The 16,358-nt window shown below is 50.3% G+C and carries 14 protein-coding genes, 1 tRNA gene and 1 pseudogene; 13 read left to right on the forward strand and 3 right to left on the reverse strand.

Features of this window, described 5'->3' with window-relative positions:
- Positions 1-14: 14 nt before the first annotated feature.
- The 3 genes and pseudogenes from OH31_RS04560 to dhaL all read right to left on the reverse strand — a co-directional run bounded on the left by OH31_RS04560 (position 15) and on the right by dhaL (position 4,060).
- Positions 15-1,967, reverse strand: a complete 1,953-nt coding sequence (locus OH31_RS04560; RefSeq protein WP_242402200.1) for a GGDEF domain-containing protein — start codon at positions 1,965-1,967, stop codon at positions 15-17.
- Positions 1,968-2,354: 387 nt separating this feature from the next.
- Positions 2,355-3,352, reverse strand: a pseudogene (dhaK, locus tag OH31_RS14365) (dihydroxyacetone kinase subunit DhaK).
- 75 nt (positions 3,353-3,427) lie between these two features.
- Entirely contained in the window at positions 3,428-4,060 is a 633-nt protein-coding gene (gene dhaL, locus OH31_RS04570) for a dihydroxyacetone kinase subunit DhaL (RefSeq protein WP_024929802.1), read from the reverse strand.
- 121 nt (positions 4,061-4,181) lie between these two features.
- Here dhaL and OH31_RS04575 point away from each other — a divergent pair.
- From OH31_RS04575 to fabZ, 13 genes are all read left to right on the forward strand, one after another.
- A tRNA-Arg gene (locus tag OH31_RS04575) sits at positions 4,182-4,257 on the forward strand.
- A 168-nt stretch (positions 4,258-4,425) separates the two neighbouring features.
- The gene (gene rpsB / locus OH31_RS04580) at positions 4,426-5,172 is read left to right on the forward strand and encodes a 30S ribosomal protein S2 (RefSeq protein ID WP_019881869.1); all 747 of its coding nucleotides are present in this window, start codon (positions 4,426-4,428) and stop codon (positions 5,170-5,172) included.
- Between the two features lie 193 nt (positions 5,173-5,365).
- Positions 5,366-6,241: a translation elongation factor Ts gene (gene tsf / locus OH31_RS04585; RefSeq protein WP_024929804.1), complete on the forward strand. Its 876-nt coding sequence runs from the start codon at positions 5,366-5,368 to the stop codon at positions 6,239-6,241.
- A 135-nt stretch (positions 6,242-6,376) separates the two neighbouring features.
- Positions 6,377-7,093 carry a UMP kinase gene (gene pyrH, locus OH31_RS04590; RefSeq protein WP_019881871.1) on the forward strand — a complete coding sequence of 239 codons (717 nt, stop codon included), beginning with the start codon at positions 6,377-6,379 and terminating at the stop codon, positions 7,091-7,093.
- A gap of 27 nt (positions 7,094-7,120) precedes the next feature.
- Complete coding sequence (gene frr / locus OH31_RS04595) at positions 7,121-7,678, forward strand: ribosome recycling factor (protein ID WP_019881872.1); 558 nt, start codon at positions 7,121-7,123, stop codon at positions 7,676-7,678.
- 26 nt (positions 7,679-7,704) lie between these two features.
- Positions 7,705-8,466 carry an isoprenyl transferase gene (locus OH31_RS04600; RefSeq protein ID WP_024929805.1) on the forward strand — a complete coding sequence of 254 codons (762 nt, stop codon included), beginning with the start codon at positions 7,705-7,707 and terminating at the stop codon, positions 8,464-8,466.
- A 6-nt stretch (positions 8,467-8,472) separates the two neighbouring features.
- Positions 8,473-9,300, forward strand: a complete 828-nt coding sequence (locus OH31_RS04605) for a phosphatidate cytidylyltransferase (protein ID WP_024929806.1) — start codon at positions 8,473-8,475, stop codon at positions 9,298-9,300.
- Positions 9,301-9,309: 9 nt separating this feature from the next.
- A complete protein-coding gene (gene ispC / locus OH31_RS04610) occupies positions 9,310-10,518 on the forward strand; it encodes a 1-deoxy-D-xylulose-5-phosphate reductoisomerase (RefSeq protein WP_024929807.1) in 1,209 nt (402 codons plus the stop codon).
- On the forward strand, positions 10,515-11,876 hold the full coding sequence (gene rseP / locus OH31_RS04615; RefSeq protein WP_024929808.1) for an RIP metalloprotease RseP: 1,362 nt from the start codon (positions 10,515-10,517) through the stop codon (positions 11,874-11,876). The genes ispC and rseP overlap by 4 nt, the downstream gene beginning before the upstream one ends.
- Positions 11,877-11,938: 62 nt before the next feature.
- Positions 11,939-14,209: an outer membrane protein assembly factor BamA gene (gene bamA, locus OH31_RS04620; protein ID WP_024929809.1), complete on the forward strand. Its 2,271-nt coding sequence runs from the start codon at positions 11,939-11,941 to the stop codon at positions 14,207-14,209.
- A 52-nt stretch (positions 14,210-14,261) separates the two neighbouring features.
- Positions 14,262-14,759, forward strand: coding sequence for an OmpH family outer membrane protein (locus tag OH31_RS04625; protein ID WP_024929810.1), 498 nt, complete (start codon positions 14,262-14,264; stop codon positions 14,757-14,759).
- A gap of 46 nt (positions 14,760-14,805) precedes the next feature.
- Positions 14,806-15,861 carry a UDP-3-O-(3-hydroxymyristoyl)glucosamine N-acyltransferase gene (gene lpxD, locus OH31_RS04630; protein WP_024929811.1) on the forward strand — a complete coding sequence of 352 codons (1,056 nt, stop codon included), beginning with the start codon at positions 14,806-14,808 and terminating at the stop codon, positions 15,859-15,861.
- 8 nt (positions 15,862-15,869) lie between these two features.
- Positions 15,870-16,334, forward strand: a complete 465-nt coding sequence (fabZ, locus tag OH31_RS04635; protein ID WP_019881880.1) for a 3-hydroxyacyl-ACP dehydratase FabZ — start codon at positions 15,870-15,872, stop codon at positions 16,332-16,334.
- The last annotated feature ends 24 nt before the right edge of the window (positions 16,335-16,358 follow it).

Consider the following 16,358-nt stretch of genomic DNA (forward strand, 5'->3'; position numbering starts at 1 on the left):
CGTTGGCTGGTGCGCTAACTGTCTGCCACATCCTCTTGTGTTGTTGCGTTTCCGCTATAAGTAATCACCAGGTTGCGGCCGGACTGCTTGGCTTCATAAAGCGCCAGGTCGGCATGTTTATACAGCAATTCGTAGGCATAAATCGTCTCTGCTGCACACGAAATACCAATGCTGATTGTGGTGTGGAAGCTTTGCGTACGTTGTGTGGTATAAAACGACAATTCGGCAATCCTGACACGTATGCGCTCGGCAATCACGCGCGCTTCTTCCAGGCTGGTGTTGGGTAATACCACGGCGAACTCTTCGCCGCCCAATCTGCCCAGCAGGTCTTTTTCACGGATGGTGTTTTCTATGGTGCGCGCGCAAGCGACCAGCACCTGATCGCCTTGTGGGTGGCCGTACGTATCATTGATGATTTTGAAGAAATCGATATCCAGCATCAGGAAACACAGCGGCTCGCCAGCATGATCTGCCTGTTGCACCATCGCTTTTGCCCGATTGTAAAAGGAGTGGCGGTTGGGGATTTGCGTCAGGCTATCGATGGTGGCTTCTTTTTCGGCTTTGTCTTTTGCCCGTTGTAACTCACGTGTCCTCACCTTGACCTGATCCTCTAAGGAGTGGGTCAGGCGCTGCATGTCGCTGCGGAAGTGCTGCAAACTGCCAGACATGCTTTTAAACAATTTGGCCAGTTTGCCAATTTCATTATCCAGATGGTCAGGCAAAGGCAGCACATTGCTGGTGATTTTTTCGTAACGTTGCCCTTCAATGGCGCTAGACGCGTCCATAAAGGTTTCCAGTGGACCAACCACTTTCTTCATCATCACTAGATACAGCATGATGAGTTCAATTACCAGTGCAAACAGGCTGACAATCAGGATGAATCTGGCTGCCTTGAGTGAAGGGGAGGAGAGCAGGGATTTTGGATATACGGTGACAAACCACCAGCCCGGGCCATTGATTTTTGTCACGGCGAGAAATTCGTCATCCGACTCGACAATAAAGTAATCCTTTTGTTTGTTCTTGATATTGGATTGCAGCGTTTGAAAGTAGTGATGCAGTTGTGTGTCTTTCAGCTGTGAAATCATCAACATGCCGCGCGTACGGTTCATTTCTTTGGTTTTGGCCGGATGCGCAATCAGGCGGCCGTCTTCCCTGAAGATAAAATTATAAGTGCCTGACAAATGGTCGTTAAATACCCGGTCGAACAATGCATTCAGCAAAATGTCATGGCCAACATTCAGTGTGCTGGTCGGCGTAATATCAATTGGCGTTTCCAGTGACACCATCCACTCCAGCGCAGTCGGGTCGTAGTAAAGCCCGGTCCATACGCTTTTGCGCTCAGGGTTGTTTTGCCGCGTGGTGATATAGACCCATTCTTCACTCAGCACATTCAATTTGCTGGTGGTGTTATCCGCCCATCTCACGCCTGGCCAATACACAATGTTGACGTTCTCCGGCATGGAAACATAGAGGTTGGCAAACTGCCGTGTCCAGGCCACGCCAAAGTGATCGACCATGGTGTAGGCTAGCAGCAGTTTCTTTCTAAAGGCATTGTTTTCAATCGGGGCGTTGGCGCCAATATAGGCGGTGACATCTTTGCTGATCAGGCCGGAATGGTTGAAATAACCATCATAGGCTTTTTTCTGCAAGTGTATGGTCTGGTCTGGCCTTCTCTCAAATACGTGCCAAAAGAACGCATCGTTATAGAAAAAATCCTGCTGCCAGTGCGCCAGGTAAGTCGCCCTGAAAATCTGGTGATTCGACTCCGCCAGCTGGAAAATCCCGCTCTCGCGTTGCCCGCGCTCCTGAATGTAATGCTCCAGGCCGTCTATGGTTGAGCTGACCAGTGTTTTATAAATATGCCAGTAGGTGAGTGCGCTGACGACAATAATGACGATGCTGACCCTGACGGCCATCTGCAACATCACATCCATGGTTAACGATTGTTTGTAGTTCGGGAAACGCATAATCATTCCGGGAAAGCTATATTTCTGGAGACAGTGGAAATCGTGCTGAATGTGAATTCAGGAGGAATAGCAGATGGTTGTTGCAGACATACACGCTCAAATCTTATATTTATGTTGTTTTGTTTTATATCAATCCGCCTGTGGCAAGGATTGTTTCGCAGCCCTGAGAATCAACATACTCCTGCGTTCACGGAGACGCAATGACTAAATAGCCCTAATGACGTCGCGTGTTGCAGATTACTGCAATTATGCTGATTTTGTTGAAAACGGGCATAAGCGTGGATGGTTGACAGTGACGGCCCGAAAATGAAAATACTGCACTTGCGGTAGGCCGAGTTTGGCAGACCGGCCCTGGCAGGCCGGTTCGGAGAGAGAGGGTAGATGCTTTTAGCAGCCCCAGCGTAAACCGGCCGTGTGTACCGGGCTATCCCAGTGTTGTTTGATCTCGTTATCCAGCAGGCAAACAGTGAGTGAAGCGCCTGCCATGTCGATGGCGGTAATGTAGTTACCGACCAGGCTGCGGGCAATGCTGAATCCTTTCTCTGTGAGCAATTTAGCCGCCGTGTTGTAAATCAGGTATAACTCCATGAGTGGCGTGGCGCCGAGGCCATTGACCAGCAGTAAAATCTCGCCTTGGGTCGGTAATTGTTTGGCTTCGAAGTCGTGCACGATGGCATTACCATGTTGGCGACAATGGCATCCGCTGCACGCATGGCTTCGCGGCGACGGCCGGGTTCGCCATGGATGCCGACACCCATTTCGATTTCGCTGTCGCTGATGTTGAATGTTGGTCGACCGGCGGCAGGCACAGTACAACTGGTGAGCGCTGCGCCTATGCTGGAGGTATGCAGGTTGATTTTATCGCCCAGCGCCTTGCAACTGGCGAGGTCAGCGCCGGTTTCTGCCAGGCTGCCGACACATTTTTCGATAATCACTGTGCCTGCCACACCGCGGCGGCCAGTGGTATACGTGCTGTTGACGACGGCGCAATCATCTGAAGTGAGCACCGTTGCATGTTCAAACGGCAGCATTTCAGTCGCCATTTCAAAATTCATCACATCACCGGCATAGTTTTTCACTATAAACAGCACGCCTTTGTCGGCATGCACAGCTTCTGCGGCTGCCAGCATCTGGTCAGGTGTCGGGGAGGTGAATACCTGGCCGGGGCAGGCCGCATCTAGCATGCCTTTGCCCACATAGCCTGCATGTAGTGGTTCGTGGCCAGCGCCGCCACCAGAAATGATGGCAACTTTGTTATGTGATTTGTGTTTGCGGCTGACGAAAGTGGGGTCGAATTGCACTTCGACCAGATCGCTATGCGCAGTGGCAAAGCCAGTCAGGCTTTCAATCAGCATATGATCAACATTGTTGACGAATTTTTTCATATCAATGCCCCTGTTCTTTGGTGAGCGTATGGCGTAATGCCCGGCTGGGCGTGGTTTTCTTGTAGTGACCTTGTTTTATTGTTTCGATAGCACAAGGTCACAGATGGTATCTATCATCACCTGGCAGCTTTTTGCGCCAGCATCCAGGTGGCCGATGGCGCGCTCGCCCAAGCCTGAAGCACGGCCTTTCGTCGCCAGCATATTGCGGGTAGATTCCAGGCCGTCGCTGGCGATGGGCTTCAATGCTGCGGCGATGTCTTTGCTGGATTGACCTTGTTCTGCTAGCTGCTTGAATGCGGTGGCCACCGGGATCAAGACATCCAGCATGGTTTTTTCACCGGCTTGTGCCTTGCCGCGTTGCATAATCGCCTGCACGCCTGCCTCAAACGCCAGTGCGATTTGTAATGTGGTGATGGTGTCACTGGTTTTAAGTGATTTGCTCATGCTCATAAAAAAGCTGGCAAATAAGGGACCGGAGGCGCCACCAATGGTGCTGAGTAACTTCATGCCGATCTTGTTCAGCGCATCAGCGGCGCTTAGGGTGTTGAGTTCATCTGCCAGGCCAGCAATCGCTTCACAGCCACGCTTCATATTGATGTAATGGTCGCCATCGCCAATCTCGCGGTCCAGGCATTCAATATCGGCTTCGTGGGCCAGAATGGCATCACGGATGGCGGCGGCATAACGGTTGATGACTGAACTGTGCATTGTCGGCAGCTTAAAGAGACTGAAAACCGCATGTTACTCACAAGCCTGCTGCGTCGGCAAGTCTGATTTTGTTGTTTTCAGGGTAGGCGATTTGGTCGCTTGCGTTTAAAATAGCGCCGCGGTCCTCGTGGTGAAACAGGATATCACCAGCCCCTCCTAAGGGCTAGTTTCAGGTTCGAGTCCTGACGGGGACGCCAGCGATGCTGATAAAACAGTTAAGTGCTTGAAAGCAATTGATTTAAGCGCTATAATTTTGGATTGACTTTCATGTCAATTAACTTGCATGCAATCACATTGGGTGCCTTTAATCGGGTGTTTTTGATTGCATGTTAATGAATAACCCTTTGAATGGAAAGACTAAAATCATGTCTGTGACTATGCGTCAAATGCTGGAGGCCGGTGTTCACTTTGGCCACCAAACTCGTTACTGGAACCCGAAAATGGCTGAGTTCATCTTCGGTGATCGTAACAAAATTCATATCGTAAACCTGGAAAAAACACTGCCACTGTTTGAAGAAGCACAAAAATACGTGCGTACACTGGCAGCAAACAAGGGTCGTATTCTGTTCGTGGGCACCAAGCGTCAAGCCCGTGACATCGTCAAAGAAGAAGCGCAACGCGCTGGTTGTGCTTACGTCAACCACCGCTGGTTGGGCGGTATGCTGACTAACTTCAAAACAGTAAAACAGTCTATCAAGCGTCTGAACGACTTTGAAGCCATGATCCAAGACGGCAGCATCGACAAGTTCGGTAAAAAAGAAGCTTTGGGTATCAAGCGCGAAATCGAAAAACTGGAGCGTTCTATCGGCGGTATCCAGGAAATGGGTGGCTTGCCAGATGCGATTTTCGTGATCGACGTTGGTCATGAAAGCGGCGCGATTACTGAAGCACGCAAACTGGGTATTCCAGTGATCGGTATCGTGGATACTAACAACTCTCCAGACGGCATCACTTACGTGATCCCTGGTAACGATGACTCCTCACGTGCGATTCGTTTGTATGCTCGTGGCATGGCAGATGCGGTATTGGAAGGTCGCGCAAACGCGATTTCTGAAATCGTAAAAGCTGCTCAGGAAGAAACTGCACCAGCAGCTGAGGCTGTTGCCGAGTAATTTCGGATGGCTTGAAAAGGGGGCGCATCGCCCCTTTTTCTATTGTGCTGAGTTTATTGGTGTTGAGTGTGTGATGTCGCAATCTGTCTGTCACACAGCCTTGATACACTGAAAAGAATATTGACTGCGACGGCCTTGTGCGTAAACAAGCGCGTCGTTGAATAACAGAGTCGTTGAATAAAAGGAGCAATAAATGGCTGAAATTACTGCAAGCATGGTGAAAGACTTACGTGAGCGCACCGATGCCCCAATGATGGACTGTAAAAAAGCGTTGACTGAAGCTGAAGGCGACATGACCCGTGCAGAAGAAATTCTGCGTGTGCGTTTTGGTAACAAAGCCAGCAAAGCCGCTGGTCGCGTTGCGGCTGAAGGTACTGTCGGCATCAGCATTTCTGCTGACGGCAAACTGGGTACACTGATTGAAGTGAACTCCGAAACTGACTTCTGTGCCAAGAACGAAGAATTCCTCAAATTTGTAGGCGATCTGGCACAAACTGTGAATGAAAATAACCCGGCTGATATTGAAGCGGTGGGTGCATTGCCACTGCGTGGCGAAACCGCTGAAGCTGTGCGCGCGCAACTGGTAGGTAAAATCGGCGAAAACATTACGCCACGTCGTTTTGTACGTACACCAGCACAAGGCCAGTTGTTTAGCTATGTACACGGTAGCAAAATCGGTGTGTTGCTGGACCTGGTTGGTGGCGATGAAGCATTGGGTAAAGATATCGCCATGCACATTGCTGCAGCTAAACCAAAATCACTGGATGCCACTGGTGTGGATGCTGCGCTGATCGACGCTGAGCGCCGTGTTGCGATTGAAAAAGCCAAAGAAGCAGGCAAGCCAGAAGCTATGCTGGAAAAAATCGCTGAAGGTACTGTGCAGAAGTTCCTGAAAGAAGTGACTTTGTTGAGCCAGGCTTTTGTTAAGGATGACAAACTGAGCATCGAGCAATTGCTGAAATCCAAAGGTGCAAGCGTGGCTTCGTTCAGCATGTACGTGGTAGGTGAAGGCATTGAAAAAGCAGTGGTTGATTACGCTGCTGAAGTGGCTGCTGCTGCTAAAGTCTAATTGACTTTTTAAAGCGGTATCCCAAAAAGTGGAATCCGAGGATTCCACTTTTTTTATGCCCAAAACGGGCGCAAGACGCCAAAGAAAGCGCGTTTTGTGATTAAATAAGCACATTTTGAGTTTGGGAAAATTATCATGGCACAACCTGCTTTCAAGCGCATATTGCTCAAGTTGTCTGGTGAGGCGCTGATGGGTGATGATGCCTATGGCATTAATCGCGAAACAGTGACGGCCATCGTGGCGCAAGTCAAAGAAGTCGTCAGCATGGGCGTGCAAGTAGGCATCGTCATCGGTGGCGGCAATATTTTCCGTGGTGTGGCCCCCGCAGCTGAAGGCATGGACAGGGCAACTGCCGATTACATGGGCATGCTGGCCACGGTGATGAACGCCATGGCTTTGCAAGATGCCATGAAGCACGCTGGTGTGGCTGCGCGCGTACAAAGTGCGCTGAATATTGAAGCCGTGGCTGAGCCTTATATCCGCGGCAAAGCGATTCGTTACCTGGAAGAGGGTAAAGTGGTGATTTTTGGTGCCGGCACCGGTAACCCGTTTTTTACTACCGATACTGCGGCAGCCTTGCGCGGCGTAGAAATTGATGCGGAAATCGTATTGAAAGCGACCAAGGTCGACGGTATTTACACGGCGGACCCGAAAAAAGACCCGACGGCGACACGCTATGATATCGTCTCTTATGATGAGGCGATCAACAAGAACTTAAAAGTCATGGATGCCACGGCATTTACGCTGTGCCGTGACCAGAAAATGCCGATTGCGGTGTTCAGCATCTTTAAAGAAGGTGCATTGAAACGCGTGATTCTGGGCGAAAATGAAGGAACGCGTGTCATGGCTTAAGCCTGGCATGAAGATTGGAGAGTAACGATGGTTGAAGAAATTAAGAAATCTGCTGAGCAGAAAATGCATAGATCGCTGGAAGCGTTGAAAACCGATCTGGCGAAAATCCGTACAGGCCGTGCCCATACCGGTTTGCTGGATCACGTGATGGTGGAATATTACGGCTCTATGGTGACCGTTAGCCAGGTGGCCAACATCAATCTGGGCGATGCGCGTACACTGAACGTGCAGCCTTACGAAAAAAACATGATTGCCAAGGTTGAGAAAGCAATCCGTGACTGTGACCTGGGTTTGAACCCAGCCACCAATGGCGATTTGATCCGCGTGCCTATGCCGATGCTGACTGAAGAGCGCCGCCGTGATTTGACCAAAATTGTGCGCTCCGAAGGTGAGGGGGCCAAGGTGGCGATCCGTAACGTACGTCGCGATGCGAACGATGCCTTGAAAAAATTGATCAAGGATAAAGCGATTTCTGAAGATGATGAGCGTCGTGCACAAGACGAAGTTCAGAAAATGACCGACAAGGCCGTGGCCGAAGTCGACAAAATTTTGCAGCAAAAAGAAACAGATTTGATGGCGGTTTAACCGCGATCAGGGAATCAGGGATCGATTTGGGTTTATTTTCCAGTTCTACCAAGCAAGTTCCGCCTATTCAGGAAGTGCCGCAACATGTTGCGGTGATTATGGATGGCAATGGACGTTGGGCAAAAAAGCGTTTTTTACCCCGCGTGGCTGGTCATCAGCGTGGCCTGGAATCTGTACGTGCGCTGGTGAAAGCCTGTGTCCGTCTTGATATCAAATACCTGACCCTGTTTGCTTTCAGCAGTGAAAACTGGCGCCGACCGCCGGATGAAGTGACTTTTTTGATGAGCCTGTTTCTGGAGGCGCTGGATAGGGAAGTCAGGAAGTTGCATGAGGCCAATGTGATTTTAAAGCTGATTGGCGACCGCAGCCCGTTTAATCAGGCCCTGCAGCAAAAAATGCTGGAGGCTGAGCAGCAAACGGCCAGTAATACCGGTCTGACACTGACGATTGCCGTCAACTACGGCGGCCGTTGGGATGTGGTGCATGCGGTGAATCAGTTGCTGGCTGACAAGGGCAATGTGACTGCCATCAGCGAAGCAGACCTGGCGCCTTATTTATCCATGCCTTATGCCCCAGAACCGGATTTGTTTATCCGTACCGGCGGCGAAACTCGCATTAGTAACTTTCTGCTGTGGCAACTGGCTTATACCGAGCTGTATTTTACCCCTACCTTGTGGCCGGACTTTGACGATGCGGCATTTGAGGCTGCATTGACTTCGTACCATCAACGCGAAAGACGTTTTGGCCGCACCAGTGAGCAGCTGACTTCCGATAGCGGTATCTCTTAATAAACTATGTTAAAAACCAGAATCATTACCGCAATTGTATTGCTGGGCTTGTTTTTGCCAGCGCTGTTTTGCTTGCCGCTGATGGGTTGGGCTGCGGTGATGCTGGCGCTGACGCTGGTCTGCTTGCGTGAATGGGCGGGCTTCTTGCAACTCAGTGTGGCACAAACGCGTGTTTTCCTGGTTGTGTCTGCTGTGACTGGCGTAGGGTTGCTATATTTATTACACCAATTTGGTTTTCACTGGTTTTTTTATCGCGCGTTACAAGTGTTTGCTGCGGCCAGTGTGTTTTGGCTATTGGTCGTGCCTGTTGCGCTGTTTTTTAATGACTTTTTTAAACACAAAGCGCTCAACCTGTTGTTGGGCTGGGGCTTGATGATGTCATTGTGGATGGCCTTGGTCACTGCCAAGGAAGTGAATCCCTATGTGTTGCTGGTGATTATTTCCACCATCTGGCTCGCAGACAGTGCGGCTTATTTTGCAGGTAAGCAGTTTGGGCGACATAAACTGGCCCCTGCCATCAGCCCCGGCAAGACCTGGGAGGGCGTGGCTGGTGCATTGCTGGCTGTGGCTGCTTATGCCGCTGGCTTGAAAATCACCGGTGCCGTTGCAACCTGGTGGGTGTTACCAGGATTGTGGGTGGTGACCATCGCCGGTATTTATGGCGACCTGTTTGAATCCTTTTTTAAACGTCGCGCCAATCTTAAGGATAGTGGCCAATTCTTGCCCGGACATGGGGGCTTGCTTGATCGTGTTGATGGTGTGATTCCGGCATTGCCTATTGGCATGTGCCTGCTGTTCTGGTTTCATTACTGGCAACAGTCTTATTCGTTTTAAGAGGTTATTTTGCAATACGTCACCATACTCGGCAGCACCGGCACCATCGGTCAGCAGACACTGGATGTGATTTCACAACATCCTGGCCGCTATGGCGTGTTTGCGCTTACGGCCCACAGTAATGTGGAGGCCATGTTGCAGCAATGTGCGCAATATCAGCCGCGTTATGCCGTGATGCAGGATGCCGAAGCCGCCCGTTTGTTACAGCAACGCGTGCAGGCCGAGCAGCTCAACATAGAAGTGTTGGCCGGGGTGGAAGGCCTGACTGCAGTGGCTGCACATGCCGAGGTGGGCATTGTGATGGCGGCGATTGTCGGTGCCGCAGGCTTGTTGCCTGCACTGGCCGCGGCGAAAGCGGGCAAAAAGATTTTGCTGGCGAATAAAGAAACCCTGGTGATGGCTGGCCAATTGTTTATGGATGCCGTCAAACAAGGGCAAGCTACCTTGTTGCCGATTGATAGCGAGCATAATGCCATCTTTCAGGTCATGCCAAGACAAGCTTACAGCGACTTGCGTGATGTCGGCGTTAACCAGATTATCCTTACGGCATCCGGTGGCCCTTTCCGTGGCTACACGCAGGCACAGTTGCAGGAAGTGACACCTGCCTTGGCACTCAAGCATCCGAATTGGGTGATGGGGGCAAAAATCACCGTAGATTCATCTACGCTCATGAACAAGGGGCTGGAAGTGATTGAGGCGCACTGGCTGTTTGATGCGCGTCCCGAGCAGATCGAAGTCGTGGTGCATCCGCAAAGTGTGATTCACTCCATGGTGTCTTATGTCGATGGCAGCATTCTGGCGCAATTGGGTAACCCTGATATGCGTACGCCGATTGCCTATGGTCTGGCATATCCTGAGCGCATTGCCTCCGGTGTGAAACCGCTGAGTTTGATAGAAGTGGCCAAGCTGGAGTTTGAGGCGCCTGATACCCAGCGTTTTCCATGTCTGCGATTAGCCTATGACGCATTGGCCGCAGGCGGCACGGCGCCCGCTATCCTCAACGCGGCCAACGAAGTGGCGGTGGCTGCCTTCTTGCGTGAGCAGATTGAATATCTGGACATTCCACGTTTGCTGGAAATGACTTTGCAGCAATTACCTGCTGAGCAGGTGCAATCGATTGAGCAATTGCTGGCGATTGATGCAGAAGCCAGAGCGTTTGTGACCCAAGCCATTGCCAATATGACTACTGCCCCGGTGCGCAAGGTTGTCAGCGTATGACCTCCATCTGGGCGTTTATCGTTGCCATTGGTGTGTTGGTCACCATTCATGAATTTGGCCATTACCTGGCGGCACGCAGCTGTGGCGTGCGAGTGCTTAAATTTTCTATTGGCTTTGGCAAGCCTATCTTCAAATATCAGGCACATGCGCAAGCCACCGAGTGGGTATTGTCGTGGATTCCACTGGGCGGCTACGTCAAAATGCTGGATAGTCGCGAGACGGATGTGGAACATGTGCCTGGCACTGACTGGTCGCAAGCGTTTGACAAGCAGTCGATCGCTGCGAAAATGTGGATCGTATTTGCTGGCCCGTTAGCCAACCTTTTGCTGGCATTTGTCTGCTATTGGGGCTTGATTGCTCAGGGGGAAATTGGACTCAAACCCTATATTGGCCCGGTAGAGCAGGGCTCATTAGCGGCAGTTGCCAAATTGCGCCAAGGTGACCTCATCGTCGCGCTGGATGGTAAGTCTGTTGCTACCTGGCAGGAGGCACAATGGCAGTTGCTTGAAAGCTGGATGGTGCATAAGCCGGTGGCGGTAGTCACTAGAACGCCACAAGGTGAAGTGCATCAGCAGGTATTGCCGCTGAACCAGCTTGCTGGCGAGCCGGATGGTGACGTGATGCAAAAAGCCGGGCTAGCAGTATTAATGCCAGTGGTGCCAGCGGTGATTGGCGACATTATGGCAGACTCAGTTGCCGAGCAAAGTGGCTTGCAAGCGGGCGATCGTATCCTCAAAGTCAATCAGAAACCGATTGCAGACTGGCAACAATTTGTAAAACTGGTACGCGCCAGCCCGGCGCAGCCGTTGAAGGTCGAGTATCAGCGTGGGGATAGCCTGTTGCAGGTGAAGTTATTACCCGAGGCTATACAGCAAGGCGGGCAAAAAATCGGCCGCTTGGGGGCTGCCGTCAATATGGATGCCGTTGATTTGACGCCTTATCAGGTGATTCGCCAGTACAGTGCCTCACAAGCAGCCATACGCGCACTGGATAAAATGCAGGAAACCATCGCATTTACCTTGAAAATGCTAGGCAAAATGGTCACTGGTCAGGCGTCACTCAAAGCCATTAGCGGGCCGGTGAGCATCGCCGATGCCGCGGGCGAGTCGGCCGGGATGGGGCTCAAGCCCTATATAGGATTTATTGCTTTACTGAGTATCAGTATTGCCGTCATGAATCTGCTACCGATTCCAGTATTGGATGGCGGTCATTTGTTGTATCATATGGCGGAATTGATACGAGGAGAACCATTACCTGACAAGGTGTTGGCGATTGGGCAGCGTCTGGGTTTAGGTATTTTAGGGGCATTGATGGTGATTGCATTTTTTAATGACATCAATCGTTACCTGATAGGTTGAAAGCATAGTTAATGAGAATAAAATCCAGTTCCAAATTGTGGTTGTGTTTATTGGCGGGGGTGATGCACGTCAGCGCGTATGCCGCAGAGCCTTTTGTGATTACCGATATCCGTGTCGAAGGCCTGCAGCGCACCGAACCCGGGACCGTATTTAATTATCTACCCATGCAGGTAGGTGATGTCATGAGTGACGAAAAAGCCGCGCAGGCGATTAAATCCCTGTATGCGACTGGTTTTTTTAAAGATGTGCGTATCGAAAATGAAGGCGATGTGCTGGTCGTGACCGTGCAGGAACGTCCTTCTGTCACGCAAATTGACTTTAGTGGTAATAAATCCTTTCAGACAGACAAAATCAAGGACGGCCTGAAGCAAATTGGTATCGCAGAAGGCCAGATTTTCGATAAATCCCAACTTGACAGAGCCGAGCAGGAAATCAAGCGCCAATACCTGTCACAAGGTAAATACAGCGCGGAAGTAAAAGCAACGGCAAGTCCGTTAGAGCGTAACCGTGTGGCGATTCGCTTTGAAATTACCGAAGGTCCGGCTGCCAAGATCCGTGACATCAATATTGTCGGTAACCATTTGTTTAAAACAGAAGATTTGCGCGCCAACTTTTTGCTGACCACGCCAAACTGGATGAGCTGGTGGAATAAAGATGACCAGTATTCCAAGCAAAAACTGACGGCTGACCTGGAAGCTTTACGCTCGTTTTATATGAATCAGGGCTACCTGGAGTTTTCGATTGATTCGACACAAGTGTCAATCTCGCCTGATAAACGTGATGTGTATATCAATATCAACCTCACAGAAGGCGAAAAATACAATATCAGCAAGACCAAACTGGCTGGCGATATGCTGCTGCCGGAAGAGGACTTGCGCAAGCTGATCAATATCCAGGATGGCGAAGTATTTAGCCGCCAGAAGGTGACAGATGCCAGCAAGAACATGAATGACAAGCTGGGTGAAGAGGGTTACGCCTTTGCTAACGTGAACGCAGTGCCTGAAATCAACAAGCTGGAGCATACGGTTGCATTTACTTTCTTCGTTGACCCAGGCCGTAAAGTCTATGTCCGGCGGATTAACGTGCAAGGTAATACGCGTACACGAGATGCCGTGGTCCGCCGCGAAATGCGTCAATTGGAGTCGGCCTGGTATGCTGGCGATAAGATCAAACGTTCTAAAGAGCGTATTCAGCGCTTGAACTTCTTTGATACGGTTGAGCTGGAAACGCCGGGCGTTCCAGGCATCAATGATCAGGTGGACATGAATGTGACCGTGGCCGAAAAAGCCACTGGTAGCGTGCAGTTTGGTGCAGGTTTATCGAGTAGTGATGGTGTGGTGCTTGGTTTTAACATTAACCAGCCTAACTTCCTGGGCACTGGTAATCGCGTGGCCTTGCAAGTGAATACCAGCAGCTACAATACGGTTTATTCACTGTCTTATACTGACCCTTATTACACGCCAGATGGTATCAGCCGTGGCTTCGATATCTATCGCCGTGACGTCGATACCAGCCGCAGAAACTCCAGTACCTTGAACGTTGGTACTTATAACAGCCAGTCTTACGGGGTTGGTGTACGTTTTGGTATGCCAATGTCCGAAATGGACTTTATCAGTGCTGGCTTAACGCTGGACTTTACCGATGTTGAGTTGTCCAGCAGCAGCCCGATTCAATACCTGAACTTCTGTGGCAATAACAATGGTTGTAGCAGTAACTCCATTGTGTTTAACGCAGGTTGGACGTATGACTCGCGTGACAACATTCTCTTCCCGCGTCGTGGTGTGCTGCAACGTCTGTCCGGGGATGTATCTATTCCAGGGTTGGATTTGCAATATTACAAAGTCAGCTATCAACATAGCTGGTACAAAGACTTAGGTAAAGACTTCACGCTGATGCTGAACGGTGAAGCTGGTTATGCTGACAGTTATGGCGGCAAGAACTATCCGTTCTTCAAGAACTTCTATGCCGGCGGTGTGAACAGCGTACGTGGCTTCCTGAACTCCTCCTTGGGGCCGCGCCAAATCAACCCAAGCACAGGTTCAGACTTTGCCGTGGGTGGTACCAAGCGTTTCGTTGGTAACGTTGAGTTGTTTATGCCGGTGCCATTTGTGTCGCAATCCAACCAGTTCAGGCTGAGTGCATTTGTCGATGGCGGTGGTGTCTATGGTAAAGATGATTCAATTAATTCTGAATACTTGAGATTCTCGACCGGTGTGGGCGTGACCTGGGTGTCTCCATTCGGTCCATTGAAACTGGTGCTGGCCAAACCGTTGAACGATAAGAGTGGCGATGATACACAATTGTTGCAATTCCAGTTTGGTCAGCAATTCTAATGTTTGAACAGCATCAGGTTGTGACAAGGCAGGCTCGGAAGGGAGTGATCGCATGAGAAGGATTCTGGTAGGGTTGCTGGGCCTCTTGCTGTGCTGCGGCCAGGCGATGGCTGCTGATTTCAAGGTAGGCTATGTGCAGGTAGACAAGCTGTTACAGGAAGCACCGCAAACGGCTGAAACTGGCAAAAAGCTGGAAAAAGAGTTTAGCCCGCGCTCACTGGAGCTGGACAAGTTGCAAAAGCAAATTCGTGACCTGGAATCTCAACTGGATCATGACCGGGCCAATATCGTTGAGTCTGACCGTCGTCAAAAAGAGCGACAGTTAAATAACCTGCGTCTTGAATTTCAGAGCAAGCAGCGTGAATTGCGTGAGGATATCAACCTGCGCAAGAATGAAGAGCTGGCTTTATTGCAGGAGCGTATTAACAAGGCGGTGCAAACGGTTTCCGAAAGCGAAGGCTATGACCTGGTCGCTTACAGCGGCGTGGCGTATGCCAGCAAACGTATCGATATTACAGATAAAGTCCTTAAATTGCTGGGTAAAAAATAACCAGCGATCATCGTTCTCAAGTTATTCTCAAGGGTAGTACTTCACTATGGCGCAACACTTTACATTACAAGAGATTGTTGCGTCTCTGGGTGGACAGGTTGATATCGGCACGCATGCGAATGCAACGTTAAAGGTGTCTCGCCTGGCCTCTCTGGCGCAAGCGCAGTCTGCTGCCATTGCGTTTTTTAATGACACCAAATACACACAATCATTGCAAGCCACGCAAGCAGCGGCGGTGATCCTGCGGCCAGAGCATCGTCACTTGACGATGTTGCCATGTATCCTCACTGATAATCCATATGCATACTTTGCCAAGCTGTCCGCATTGATGAATCCGCCGCGGCAGTATGTGAATCATGTGCATGCCAGCGCCGCAATTGGTTTTGATACCCATTTGCCGTCAGAGTTGACGGTAGATGCCATGACGAGCATCGGCGATCGCGTGAAATTAGGGCGTGATGTGCGTATTGGCGCCGGGTGTGTGATTGAAGATGATGTCACCATTGGTGCACATACCGTGCTCGAGCCGCGTGTTGTCGTCAAGCATGGCACGGTTATCGGCAGCCATTGCCATTTATTTTCCGGCTGCGTCATTGGTAATGATGGTTTTGGCTATGCGGAAGAGCAGGGCCAATGGGTTAAAATACCGCAAATTGGCCGCGTGGTCATCGGCGATCATGTCGATATCGGTGCCAATACGACGGTAGATCGTGGTGCACTGGATGATACGGTGATCGAAGACGGTGTGAAGTTGGACAATTTGATACAGGTCGCCCATAATGTTCGTATTGGCGCGCATACTGTGATTGCGGGCTGCGTTGGTATTGCGGGTAGTGCCGTGATCGGCGCACATTGCAAAATTGGCGGGGCGGCCATGATACTGGGTCACTTGCACATCGTTGATGGTGTGACCATCTCACCCGGCTCCATGATTATGCGCTCGATACAGCAGGCCGGCACTTATACGGCGCTGATGCCATTTCAGAAGCACGAAGACTGGCTGCGGACGGCCGCAAACATCCGCCATTTGGAACAACACAACCTCAAGCTCAAGCAGCTTGAGCAAGCAATAAGCAACATACAAAAACATTCGGAAGATTGAGAGAATTTATGGCTGAAAACACAATGAATAGCATGGATATTCATGAGATTTTGGAACACCTGCCGCACCGCTATCCATTTGTGCTGGTTGACCGTGTATTGTCAATGGAACTGGGTAAAGAGATTACTGCTGTTAAAAACGTTTCGGTCAACGAACCATATTTCCCTGGCCATTTCCCATATCACCCAGTGATGCCAGGCGTGTTGATTGTTGAAGCCATGGCACAAGCCGCTGCTTTACTCTCTTTTAAAACAATGGGCACCAAGCCTACCAGTGATTCTGTGTACTATTTTGCTGGTATTGATAGTGCTCGCTTTAAAAAACCGGTTTCCCCTGGAGATCAGATTATTTTGAACGTCAAAATTGATCGTATCTTAAAAGGTATTTGGAAATATAGCGCCGTTGCCAAAGTTGGTGACGAAGTGGTCGCTGAAGCCAATATGATGTGTATCCTGAAAGCCATTGAAAAATAACCATAGATGCGCCTGCCCTTAAAG

This window comes from Methylophilus sp. OH31 (assembly GCF_000576615.1).
Lineage (GTDB): Bacteria > Pseudomonadota > Gammaproteobacteria > Burkholderiales > Methylophilaceae > Methylophilus.

What these genes read in the sequence shown, in the direction of transcription:
- OH31_RS04560 (WP_242402200.1), bottom strand. Translation starts at nt 1,967, where the DNA reads ATGCGTTTCCCGAACTACAAACAATCGTTAACCATGGATGTGATGTTG.
- dhaL (WP_024929802.1), bottom strand. Translation starts at nt 4,060, where the DNA reads ATGCACAGTTCAGTCATCAACCGTTATGCCGCCGCCATCCGTGATGCC.
- rpsB (WP_019881869.1), top strand. Translation starts at nt 4,426, where the DNA reads ATGTCTGTGACTATGCGTCAAATGCTGGAGGCCGGTGTTCACTTTGGC.
- tsf (WP_024929804.1), top strand. Translation starts at nt 5,366, where the DNA reads ATGGCTGAAATTACTGCAAGCATGGTGAAAGACTTACGTGAGCGCACC.
- pyrH (WP_019881871.1), top strand. Translation starts at nt 6,377, where the DNA reads ATGGCACAACCTGCTTTCAAGCGCATATTGCTCAAGTTGTCTGGTGAG.
- frr (WP_019881872.1), top strand. Translation starts at nt 7,121, where the DNA reads ATGGTTGAAGAAATTAAGAAATCTGCTGAGCAGAAAATGCATAGATCG.
- OH31_RS04605 (WP_024929806.1), top strand. Translation starts at nt 8,473, where the DNA reads ATGTTAAAAACCAGAATCATTACCGCAATTGTATTGCTGGGCTTGTTT.
- rseP (WP_024929808.1), top strand. Translation starts at nt 10,515, where the DNA reads ATGACCTCCATCTGGGCGTTTATCGTTGCCATTGGTGTGTTGGTCACC.
- bamA (WP_024929809.1), top strand. Translation starts at nt 11,939, where the DNA reads ATGCACGTCAGCGCGTATGCCGCAGAGCCTTTTGTGATTACCGATATC.
- OH31_RS04625 (WP_024929810.1), top strand. Translation starts at nt 14,262, where the DNA reads ATGAGAAGGATTCTGGTAGGGTTGCTGGGCCTCTTGCTGTGCTGCGGC.
- lpxD (WP_024929811.1), top strand. Translation starts at nt 14,806, where the DNA reads ATGGCGCAACACTTTACATTACAAGAGATTGTTGCGTCTCTGGGTGGA.
- fabZ (WP_019881880.1), top strand. Translation starts at nt 15,870, where the DNA reads ATGGCTGAAAACACAATGAATAGCATGGATATTCATGAGATTTTGGAA.